Annotated in this window: 8 protein-coding genes and 1 pseudogene; 3 read left to right on the top strand and 6 right to left on the bottom strand. The window is 72.6% G+C overall.

The window, feature by feature from the left end:
* Positions 1-4: 4 nt before the first annotated feature.
* Together ABT147_RS09560 and ABT147_RS09555 are read right to left on the bottom strand one after the other, a co-directional pair.
* Entirely contained in the window at positions 5-1,792 is a 1,788-nt protein-coding gene (locus ABT147_RS09560; RefSeq protein ID WP_351403701.1) for a fatty acyl-AMP ligase, read from the bottom strand.
* 98 nt (positions 1,793-1,890) lie between these two features.
* A complete protein-coding gene (locus ABT147_RS09555; RefSeq protein WP_351404091.1) occupies positions 1,891-3,369 on the bottom strand; it encodes an acyl-CoA carboxylase subunit beta in 1,479 nt (492 codons plus the stop codon).
* A gap of 369 nt (positions 3,370-3,738) precedes the next feature.
* Between ABT147_RS09555 and ABT147_RS09550 the strand changes: the two genes are divergently transcribed.
* Complete coding sequence (locus ABT147_RS09550; RefSeq protein WP_351403700.1) at positions 3,739-4,488, top strand: expansin EXLX1 family cellulose-binding protein; 750 nt, start codon at positions 3,739-3,741, stop codon at positions 4,486-4,488.
* A 20-nt stretch (positions 4,489-4,508) separates the two neighbouring features.
* Positions 4,509-5,690: an aminotransferase class V-fold PLP-dependent enzyme gene (locus ABT147_RS09545; protein ID WP_351403699.1), complete on the top strand. Its 1,182-nt coding sequence runs from the start codon at positions 4,509-4,511 to the stop codon at positions 5,688-5,690.
* A 33-nt stretch (positions 5,691-5,723) separates the two neighbouring features.
* On the opposite strand, the gene ABT147_RS09540 is transcribed toward ABT147_RS09545, so the two are convergent.
* The 3 genes and pseudogenes from ABT147_RS09540 to ABT147_RS09530 all read right to left on the bottom strand — a co-directional run bounded on the left by ABT147_RS09540 (position 5,724) and on the right by ABT147_RS09530 (position 8,148).
* On the bottom strand, positions 5,724-6,587 hold the full coding sequence (locus ABT147_RS09540; protein WP_351403698.1) for a sugar nucleotide-binding protein: 864 nt from the start codon (positions 6,585-6,587) through the stop codon (positions 5,724-5,726).
* A 195-nt stretch (positions 6,588-6,782) separates the two neighbouring features.
* Positions 6,783-7,490, bottom strand: coding sequence for a penicillin acylase family protein (locus ABT147_RS09535; RefSeq protein WP_351404089.1), 708 nt, complete (start codon positions 7,488-7,490; stop codon positions 6,783-6,785).
* 90 nt (positions 7,491-7,580) lie between these two features.
* Positions 7,581-8,148 (bottom strand): annotated as a pseudogene (locus ABT147_RS09530) (hemerythrin domain-containing protein).
* Positions 8,149-8,378: 230 nt separating this feature from the next.
* Here ABT147_RS09530 and ABT147_RS09525 point away from each other — a divergent pair.
* On the top strand, positions 8,379-8,900 hold the full coding sequence (locus ABT147_RS09525) for a hypothetical protein (RefSeq protein ID WP_351403697.1): 522 nt from the start codon (positions 8,379-8,381) through the stop codon (positions 8,898-8,900).
* 54 nt (positions 8,901-8,954) lie between these two features.
* Here the strand turns inward: ABT147_RS09525 and ABT147_RS09520 are convergent, their stop codons facing one another.
* Complete coding sequence (locus ABT147_RS09520; RefSeq protein ID WP_351404087.1) at positions 8,955-10,073, bottom strand: SGNH/GDSL hydrolase family protein; 1,119 nt, start codon at positions 10,071-10,073, stop codon at positions 8,955-8,957.
* Positions 10,074-10,091: the final 18 nt, after the last annotated feature.

Raw genomic sequence — 10,091 nt, 5'->3', positions numbered from 1 at the left:
ACCCTCATCCCAGGCCCTCCACCGCATAGGCACCCGCCGTATAGCGCTCACGGGTCAGCGCCCGCGAGACCTTTCCGCTGGACGTCCGGGGCACCGTGCCCGGCGGGACGAGGACCACGTCGGACAGCCGCAGCCCGTGCCGGGCGGAGACGGCCGCGCGCACGGTCCGTACGAGGGCCGGTACGTCGATGTCGGCGACCGGCACCGTCCGTGGGTGCTCCGCGACGACCACCACCCGCTCCCCGGAGCCGCCCGGCACACCGAACGCGGCGAGCCGGTCCCGCCGTACGGCGGGATGCGCGTCCTGGACCGTGGCCTCCACGTCCTGCGGGTAGTGGTTGCGGCCGTCGACGACGATCAGGTCCTTCAGCCGCCCGGTGACGATCAACTGCCCGTCCAGGACCGTCCCCAGGTCACCGGTCCGCAGCCACGCGCCCGGAGAACCGTCCTGCCGATCCGCCGTGGCGTCGGCGAGCACGGCGCCGAAGACGCGCCGCGTCTGCCGGACCTGGTTCCGGTAGCCCCGGCCCACGTTGGGCCCCTGCACCCAGATCTCGCCGATCTCCCCTTCCGCCAGCGCGACGTTCGACACCGGGTCGGCGACGCGCACCCGCTGGCCCGCCGGAGCGCCGCACCCGGCCAGCAGCACGGCCCTCGGATCGTCGGGACGCGCGGGCAGCGCCTTGCCGGTGGCCAGGGCGTCACGGTCGAGCGCGAATCCGCGCAGCGGCTGCCCGGGCCGGGCGGCGCTGACGAAGACGGTCGCCTCGGCCAGCCCGTACGACGGACAGTGCGTCTCCGGGACGAGGCCCTGCGCGGCGAACGCCGCGTGAAAACGGTCGGCCGTGCCGGGGCGGACCGGTTCGCTGCCGTTGATCAGCGCCCAGACACCGTCCAGCCGCAGCCCGGCCTTCTGCGCCTCGGTGACCGTCGACGCGCAGTAGTCGTAGGCGAAGTTGGGCGCCGCGCTCAGCGCACGGGGATGCGCGGCCAGCAGCCGCAGCCAGCGCACCGGCTCGTGCAGGAACGCCACCGGGTCCATGAGCACCGACAGCAGGCCCCGCACCACCGGCGCCGCGACACTCAGCACGAGCCCCATGTCGTGGTACAGCGGCAGCCAGCCCACACAGGTCACCTGCCGGGTGTCGGCACCGTAGGCGGACAGCGCCTGGCGGGCGTTGGCGACGACATTGGCATGGGTGATCTCCACGCCCGCCGGAGTGCGGGTCGAACCGGACGTGTACTGGAGATAGGCGACGGCGGTGCCGTCGGACGCGGACGGCCGCCCGGCCGGGAGCGCGGGCCCCAACAGGTCGTCGGCGGCGGCGTCCGGCACCTGGTCCACGGCGAGCACCCGCACCGCCCGGCCCTCGCACAACTCCCGTACCCCGGCGAGCGAGGCGCCCGTCGTGACGACGACCGCCGGGTCCGCGTCGGCGAGGACCGCCGTCAGCCGGTCGCCCTGCCCGGGCAGCCCGGGCGGAAACAGCGGTACGGCCACCAGTCCGGCGGCGAGCGCCCCGAGGAAGCCGACGACGTACTCCGTCCCCTGCGGGCACAGCACCGCGACCCGGGCCCCGGGCTCGGCCTCCGCCGTGAGCCGCGCGGCCACGGCCCGCATCCGCAGGTCCAGCCTGCGCCAGGTCAGGGTGCGGTGGACGCCCCGCGAGTGCGGCGCGGGATGGTCGACGAAGGTGAACGCCCTGCGGTCGGGGGTCGTCTCGGCCCAGTGCCGCACATACTCCGGCAGACTGCGGAACGCGGGCGCGAGCGGGGGGCGGCGGCTGTCCATCGGGCATGGCTCCTCATGGCGCGGGGACGGCTTGCGGCAGAGCGGTGACACGACGCGGCGGCCTCGGCGGCCTCGGTGGCCTTGATGTGCTCGGCCGCTCAGAGCGGGATGTTGCCGTGGCGGCGTTCCGGCATCGGGGCGCGCTTGCCCCGCAGGGCGCGCAGAGCGCGGCAGATGTGGGCACGGGTGTCGCGCGGGGCGATGACGGCGTCGACATAGCCGCGCTCGGCGGCGAGATACGGGGTGCCGTATGTGCTCTCGTACGCCGTGACCAGGCGGGCGCGCAGGGCCTCGGGGTCGGCCGAGGCGGCGAGTTCACGGCGGTGCAGGACCCCCACCGCTCCCTCGGCGCCCATCACGGCGATCCGGGCGGTGGGCCAGGCCAGGTTGATGTCGGCGCCCAGATGCTTGGATCCCATCACCGCGTACCCGCCGCCGTACGCCTTGCGCACCACCACCGTCACCTTGGGGACGGTCGCCTCGGCGTACGCGTACAGCAGTTTCGCGCCACGCCGGATGATGCCGGCCTGCTCCTGACGGACACCGGAGAGATAGCCGGGGACATCGGCGAAGGTCAGCAGCGGGATGCCGAACGCGTCGCAGAACCGCACGAACCGCGCGGCCTTCTCGGAGGCGTCGATGTCGAGGACCCCGGCGGCGTGCAGCGGCTGATTGGCGACGACGCCGACGGAGGCGCCCTCGACGAGCGCGAACGCGCAGATGATGTTCGGCGCGAACAGCTCCTGCACCTCCAGCAGTTCACCGTCGTCGACGACCGCCCGCAGCACATCCCGCATGTCGTAGGCCTGCGCGAGCCGGTCCGGCACCATCGCGTCCAGTCCCAGCCCGGCGGGCGCGGCCCCCGGCGCGTACTGCGGGGGCCGCTCCAGGTTGTTGGCCGGCAGATACGACAGCAGGTCGCGCACGGTGTCGAGGGCGTCCACCTCGTCGGCGGCGAGGAAGTGGGCGTTGCCGTTGACGGTGTTGCTGGTGCGGGCGCCGCCGAGCTCCTCGGCGCTGGTGCGCTCGCCGGTGACCGTCTCGATGACGTCGGGGCCGGTGACGAACATGTGCGAGGCGCCGTCCACCATCACGGTGAAGTCGGTGATGGCCGGCGAGTACGCGGCCCCGCCGGCGCACGGGCCGAGGACGACCGAGATCTGCGGGATCACCCCGGACGCCTGGACGTTGCGGCGCACCAGCTCGGCGTAGAGCGCGAGCGAGGTGACGCCCTCCTGGATACGGGCGCCACCGCCGTCGTTGAGGCCGATCACCGGGCAGCCCGTCTTCAGGGCGAGATCCATCAGCGCGACGGTCTTCTCACCGAAGGCCTCACCCATGCTGCCGCCGAACACCGTGGCGTCCTGCGCGAAGACACAGACGGCCCGGCCGTCGATCGTGCCGTGCCCGGTGACCACCCCGTCGCCGTACGGGCGCCGCGCGGCGTCCCCGGTGGGGCGGGCCCGCACGAACTGGCCCGTCTCCGTGAACGAGCCCGCGTCCAGCAGCAGATCGATCCGCTCCCGCGCGCCGTACTCTCCCCGTCTTCTGGGCCCGCCCGGGGCGACCGCCCTCATGCGGCGGCCCTCCAGTTCGGCGATGCGGTCGGCGGTCCGGTCGACAGGTCGTTCAGGGAGCGGGTCGGGCACACGGCCGGCCGCCCGCTCCACCACCTGCCCCGCCCGGGATGTCGTCACCTCTAGCGTCACAGCCACCTCCGAAGTGGCTTTCGAATATGGCAGCGCCGGAGGGGTGGACCGGAACAATTCCCGTTCTGTTTGCGGGAGATGAGTCCCGAGGGGCCTCGGTTCGTCCGTGGGTGACAACGGCCCGAGCGGGACAGGGGTGTTCGAGACCTATGGCCGTAATCGTGCTTCATTCGACCTTTCGACGGTGCCAGGATCGCCGCGCCCGAGCACGCCCCACCGCCCTCGAAAGGCATCCGCATGCGCAGCAGACTCGCCCTCCTCGCCGCCGTCACGGCCCTCCTGACCACGGCCACGTCCTACGCCACCACCGCACCCGCGCACGCCACCACCGCACCCGCGCACGCCACCACCGCACCCGCGCACGCCACCACCGCACCCGCGTACGCCGCTGTCCAGCCCGGCGTCACCTACTCCGGCGAAGGCACCTTCTACGGCGCGACCGGCGTCGGGAACTGCCTCTACGACGCCACCGCCGACATCGCCATCGCGGCCCTCAATCACACCGACTACGAGGGCTCCCGGATGTGCGGCGCCCACATCCGGGTCAAGGGCCCCCGGGGCGAGCTCACGGTGAAGATCGTCGACCGCTGCCCGGAGTGCGCCCCCGGCGACGTGGACCTCGGCCAGGAGGCCTTCGCCCGCATCGCCGACCCCGTGGCCGGCCGGGTGCCCATCACCTGGACCCTGGTGAGCCCGGACATCAACGGCCCCGTCTCCTACCGCTACAAGGAGGGGTCCACCCAGTGGTGGTGCGGCATCCAGGTCCGCAACCACCGCAACCCCGTCGCCCGCCTTGAGGTTCGCACCGGCACGACCTGGCGCGCACTGCCGCGCCACGAATACAACTACTTCGTCTCGGCCGACGGCACCGGCTGCGGCTCCGACATCCGCGTCACCGACATCCACGGCCAGACCCTCACCGACACCGGCATCACCATCACGCCGAACACCGACCAGCCGGGCCGCGCCCAGTTCACGAAGCGCTGACGCGTGGGAAGGGTGTGGGCATGGACATCGACGCACTGCGCCGGGACACCCCCGGCACCGCCCACCGCCTGCACCTCAACAACGCCGGGGCGGCCCTGCTCTCCCGGACGACCCTCGACGCCATCACCTCCCACCTGGAACTGGAAGCCACCATCGGCGGCTACGAGGCGGCCAGGCAGGAGCGGGACCGGATCGACGCCACCTACACCCACCTCGCCCGGCTGGTCGGCGGACGACCCGACGAGATCGCCCTGTTCGACAACTCCACCCACGCCTGGAACGCCGCGTTCTACGCGCTGACCTTCAAGCCGGGCGACCGCATCCTCACCGGCCGGGCCGAGTACGGCAGCAACGTCCTCGCCTACCTCCAGGTCGCCCGGCGCACCGGCGCGGAGATCGTGGTCGTCCCCGACGACGCCTCCGGCCAGCTCGACACCGCCGCCCTCGCCGACCTGATCGACGAACGCACCCGACTGGTCGGGATCAGCCACATCCCCACCAGCGGCGGCCTGGTCAACCCGGCGGCCGAGATCGGCCGGATCACCCGGGCCGCCGGTGTCCCGTTCCTCCTCGACGCCACCCAGTCCGTGGGCCAGTTCCCCGTCGACGTCGAGGCCCTCGGCTGCGACATGCTCACCGCCACCGGCCGCAAGTTCCTGCGCGGCCCGCGCGGCACCGGCTTCCTCTGGGTGCGCCCCGAGGCCCTGACGTACCTGGACCCGTACGTCACCGAGATCCGCGCGGCCACCTGGGACGGCGGACGCGGCTTCACCTGGCGGCCCGGCGCCCGCCGCTTCGAGACCTGGGAGGTCGGCTACGCCAATGTCCTGGGCCTCGACGCGGCCGTCCGCCAGGCCCTCGACCTGGGCCTGGACCGCATCGGCGAACGAGCCCTCGCCCTGGGCGCGTATCTGCGCGACCGGCTCGACGCCCTGCCCGGTGTCACCACCCACGACCTAGGCGAACACCGCTGTGCCATCGTGACCGCCAAGGTCGACGGCCTGCCCACCTCCGAGGTCGCCGCCGCCCTCGCCCGGCAGCGCATCAATGTCTCCACCACCGTCCCCGAACACACCCAGTTCGACACCGAACACCGAGGCGTCCACCCCCTGGTCCGGCTCTCCCCGCACTACTACAACACCGAGGCCGAACTCGACCGCACCGTCGAGGCCATGGCCGACATCGCGCGCACCGCCCGCTGAGCCCCCATGGAGCCCTTCGCCCGGCCCCGTCCGTCAGCCCCGCCGCTCCCCGAGGAACTCCCGGGCGCCACGCAGCCGGGTGCGCAGACGGCGCCGGGTCACCCGGCTGTCCAGCCGGACGTCGAGCGCTCCTCGCAGGGAGGTGTCGGCCCGCCGCCCGGCCGGCAGCCGCGACGCGTCCAGGCCGTCGCGGCGGGCGACGAGGACACCCAGTTCGTGCCGGGTGAGGGCGTCCGGCCCGGCGATGTGCCACATTGCGCCTTCCCCTCCCCTCTCTCCTTCCTCTTCCTCGGAAGCGGCCAGTTCCAGCAGCGCGGCGGCCAGGTCGGCCACATGCACCGGGCAGCGCACGACATCGGTGAACAGCACACCCTCCCGGGTGCCGGCCACCAGATCGTGCACATGCCGTTCATGCACGGACAGGGGGTGCCCGTCCCCGATGATCAGCGAGGTCCTGGCCACGACCGCGTGCGGCGCCAGCAGCCGGACACCGGTCTCCGCCGCGGCCTTCGCCGCACCGTACGGAGTGACCGGATCGGGCAGCCGGGTCTCGTCGTAACGACCGTGATCGCCCGAGAACACGGCGTCGCTGGACACATGCACCAGCCGGCAGCCCCGCCCGGCCGCCGCCATCGCCACCCGGACCGCCCCCTCGGCGGTGACCGCCCAATCGGCGCCACCGCTGGACGTGTTGACGACCACCGACGGAGCCACCTCGGCCATCACCCCGGCCACCTGCCCGGAATCCCGGACATCGAGGGGGTGCCAGACGACGTCCCCCACGGTGTCCGGCGGCTGGGTGGCGTAGGTCGCCGCCGTCGCGAACCCCGCCGCCGTCGCTTGGCGCAGCAACTCGCCGCCCAGGAACCCGCTGCCGCCGATGATCAGGAGCTTCATGCGCAGCAACGGTAGGGCAGCCGGGCGGGCCGGTCCCGACGGTGGCCGGTCCCGACGGTGGCCGGTCCCGACGGTGGCCGGTCCCGGTGGTCGACGACCGGGGCCTCCCGTGCTCCGGTCGTGTCGCCCGGGTCCTCGGAACTGCGGGCCCGGGCGGGCCCGTTGCCGCCTGCTCGGTGGCGCGGCCTCGTCGCTTCAGCGACGCAGGGTCGTCACCTCCAAGGTCGGGTCGCTCGCTATCTCCGCCTGGGTGAAGCGCTCTCGGACCCATTGTTCGCGGGAGTAGAGGCGGGTCTGGTCGGTGTAGTGGGGGGAGGCCGGGTTCGCCGACTGGCCGTAGGTGAGGAGGGTGTGGGCGCGGGGGCCGTCGGGGGTGAGTTCCACGGCCATGAGGAAGCTGGTGCCGAAGGCGCCGGCGGGCGGGGCGCCGGTGCCCGAATCGGGGCCCGCGTCCACGACGTTGAAGCAGCCCTTCTGACCGGTGCAGCCGGACAGCGGGACACCGGCCCACTTCTGCAGGGCACCCAGCTCGGTGTCGACCGGCAGCTCCCGGGCGGCGAAGTCCTGGACCGCGTCGGCCAGGGCACGCCGGACCCGTATGTCGTCACCCTTGATCCCGCGCGGAGTGGTGAGCGGCTGCGCCGGGTCGTAGGCGACGCGCCGCCAAGTGTCGGGCGGACCGGCCCCGAGAAGGCGCTCGAAGAAGGTGAACCAGAGCGCGGCGCCCCGGCTGCCGGTGTCGGCGTGGGTGTCCCAGTCGGCGAGGGTCGCGCACGCCTGCCGTACGTCGACCTCCTTGCCGTCCGTGGTCATCAGCAGCGGGTTGGCGCGGCACATGGCCACCACGTCGTCGCGGCCCGTCTCGGCCGACAGCACCCGGTTGCCCAGCATCGAGGCGCGCAGGGTGCTCAGGGTGCTCAGGGTGAAACCCGGGGCGCCGAGGCCGTCCGTGCCGTCCGCCCGCTATCAACCTGGGGAGGTACATCTTTGGAGTCAGGAGTCCTTGCCCCGGCCGCTCAGCGCGTCGCGCACCCGGTCGATGAGGCCGAGGCCCGGTGCGAGGATCTTGTTGGCCGGGGGTTTCGTGGGGGCCGCCGGGTGGGGGCGGGTCGGTGCCAGCTTCTTGGCCCGGCGGACCTTGTCGCCGAGGTCGGTCAGCATCGCGACGGGGCAGGACTTCGCCAACTGCGGGAAGAGATTGCTCTCCTCGTCCCGGACGTGGTGCCGGATCTCGGCCATCAGCTGGGTGATCAGTCGGTCGAACTCCGGGTCGTCGGCGGCGCACCGCTCCAGATCCTTCATGGTGCGCTCGGCCTCGATGTGATCCGCCAGTTCCCGGTCGGCGACCGCGTCACCGTTGTGCATGTGCTTACGGACCGTCGGGTAGAGATAGGCAGGCCTCCTCCGCGACGGAATGCCGTACCAGCTCGATGGTGACCAGGTCGGCGTATTCCTTGCGCTTCGGGTGACCGGAAGGCAATTCCTCGATTTTGCCGAAGATTTCTTCCACCTCCCGGTGGTCGGTCTTCAGTTCCTCGATGACGTCGCCGCCGTGTCCCATTTCCGTCGCTCCTCACCCGCGTGTCCCGGCCGCTCGTTCCGATCCGGGCCCTGTGGAGGTCAGTGAAACCCTCGCGGTCCCGAATTCGTCGTATTGACGTCCCGGTGAGTCAGTGCCGCAAAAGAAGATGTGGCCCAGGACACGTGTATTCCGTGGCCTGCGCCATTTCCGGCCCGACGGCGCACGACTACGTTGTGCACGCGTTCCCCAGTACCCACGGATGGCTCAGTGTGCTCACAGATCTCTCCCCGCTGATAGCGGCGACCACCCAATGGCTGACGCGCGCCTTTCCGGCGGACGGCGGCGCGCTGGACGGCGCGCTCTCCGAGGCGCAGGCCCGGCAGGCTGTCACCGTGGCCGCCTGGCTCCGCTATCCCACGCCGATGGACGCCGGGCTCGTCGGGGTGGCGGGACCGGGCGGCACCGCCCGGCTCGACTGGATCACCGGCTTCGACGAGGACCTGACACCGGACGAGTACGCGTGGCGGACCTGGGTGGACGAGGTCGTGGCCAGCTGGGCGGCCTGCCTCCTCGCCGACCCCGAGCTGGCCCGCACCGCCGTGGCCGCCCTCGACGGCTCCCCGCACACGGCCGGTACACCCGCCGCCTTCCGCCGCCTCCTCACCCCCGACGAACTCGACCGACGGGCCGCCGCACTCCTCCGCCACCCCGACCTCCTCGCCCCCGTCGCGACACTGCACCACGCCGGCCTTCTGGACACCCTGAAGCGGGGGCAGGCTTTGACGGCCTGAGCCCGTGCGGCACACCGCCGTGCCCTCCTCGGCGCCGCACACCGCCCACGCCCGCTACCAACGCAGCGGAAGCCCCGCCAGGTGGGCGTCCAGCAGCCCGGAGATGATCCGGTGGTCGTGGAGCGAGGGATGCCAGTCGCAGCCCAGGTGGTCGAGGCCGGGATCGTCGTAGTACCAGTGGCTGACCCGGCCGTCGCCGCGCCGGCCCCGCTCCTCGACGATCCGCAGGGTGGCCTCCGCGAACGCGGTGGTGTTCCAGAGGCGGGCGGCGGCGACCACGAGGAACGTCCTGGGCCCGTACCGGGCGCGCAGTTCGTCGAGGAACCCGTGATAGGCGCTCTCGTAGGCGGCGACCAGCTCGGCCGTCGTGCTCCAGCGCTCTCCGGGGTTGAGGGGCGTCGAGAAGTCGTTGATGCCGAGCCCGATCACGACGACCTGAGGCCGCCAGCTGTCCGGCCTCCGCCAGACATCGCCCTCGACGTCCAGCAGGGCCCGGTCGTAGTACGTGCGAAAGTCGGTGCCCGGCTCGCCGCCGTTGTAATTGCGGACCATTCCGCGGCCGGAGAAGGCGTTGACCTGGAAATCGGCGTCCAGCTTCCGGGCGGTGAGCGCGCCGAAGGCGAGATCGGCGTTGCTGTTCCGGTCGACCCCGCCGTTGCCGGAACAGTCCCGGGTCTCGGAGACATTGCCGTACCCGGCGGTGTACGAGTCGCCGATGAACTCGATCTGCCGGCTCCGCGCCCGGGGTCTCGCGAGGATCGCGCCGCCGGGAGCCGCGACGAATCCGCCGAACCGTCCGGCCGCCCACGGGCTCTCCGTCCGCTTCACGACCCGCACGCGATGCCCGCCGTCGGCGAGCCCGCCGACCCAGGAGACGGTCCGGCCCGGGGTGACGAGGGTGGCGACGGTCGCTCCGTCGACCTGGACGTCGTAGTCGTTGTCGGAGTCGTCGAGGACCACCCCGACCCCCGTCCCACGGAACCTCCCCTCGAAGGAGACACCGGGCCAGCTGTACCGAACGGTCCCGTCGGCGGCCTTCTTGACCCGGCCCACCGTGTGGAACCGGGCCGCCCGCGCTCCGGCGGCCCGCGCGGGGGACACGACGGTGGCGACGAGGCTCGCGGCGGCGGCCGTGACGACCGTTCGTCGGGGTAACTGGCGAGGCGTCCGCATGTGACCGTCCCTTCGACC

Source organism: Streptomyces sp. NPDC001868 (genome assembly GCF_040297125.1).
Classification (GTDB): Bacteria; Actinomycetota; Actinomycetes; order Streptomycetales; family Streptomycetaceae; genus Streptomyces.
This window is presented reverse-complemented; position numbering and strand designations above follow the sequence as displayed.

Coding starts and splice junctions, on each gene's coding strand:
- ABT147_RS09545 (WP_351403699.1), top strand. CDS start 4,509: ATGGACATCGACGCACTGCGCCGGGACACCCCCGGCACCGCCCACCGC.
- ABT147_RS09555 (WP_351404091.1), bottom strand. CDS start 3,369: ATGAGGGCGGTCGCCCCGGGCGGGCCCAGAAGACGGGGAGAGTACGGC.
- ABT147_RS09560 (WP_351403701.1), bottom strand. CDS start 1,792: ATGGACAGCCGCCGCCCCCCGCTCGCGCCCGCGTTCCGCAGTCTGCCG.
- ABT147_RS09550 (WP_351403700.1), top strand. CDS start 3,739: ATGCGCAGCAGACTCGCCCTCCTCGCCGCCGTCACGGCCCTCCTGACC.
- ABT147_RS09540 (WP_351403698.1), bottom strand. CDS start 6,587: ATGAAGCTCCTGATCATCGGCGGCAGCGGGTTCCTGGGCGGCGAGTTG.
- ABT147_RS09520 (WP_351404087.1), bottom strand. CDS start 10,073: ATGCGGACGCCTCGCCAGTTACCCCGACGAACGGTCGTCACGGCCGCC.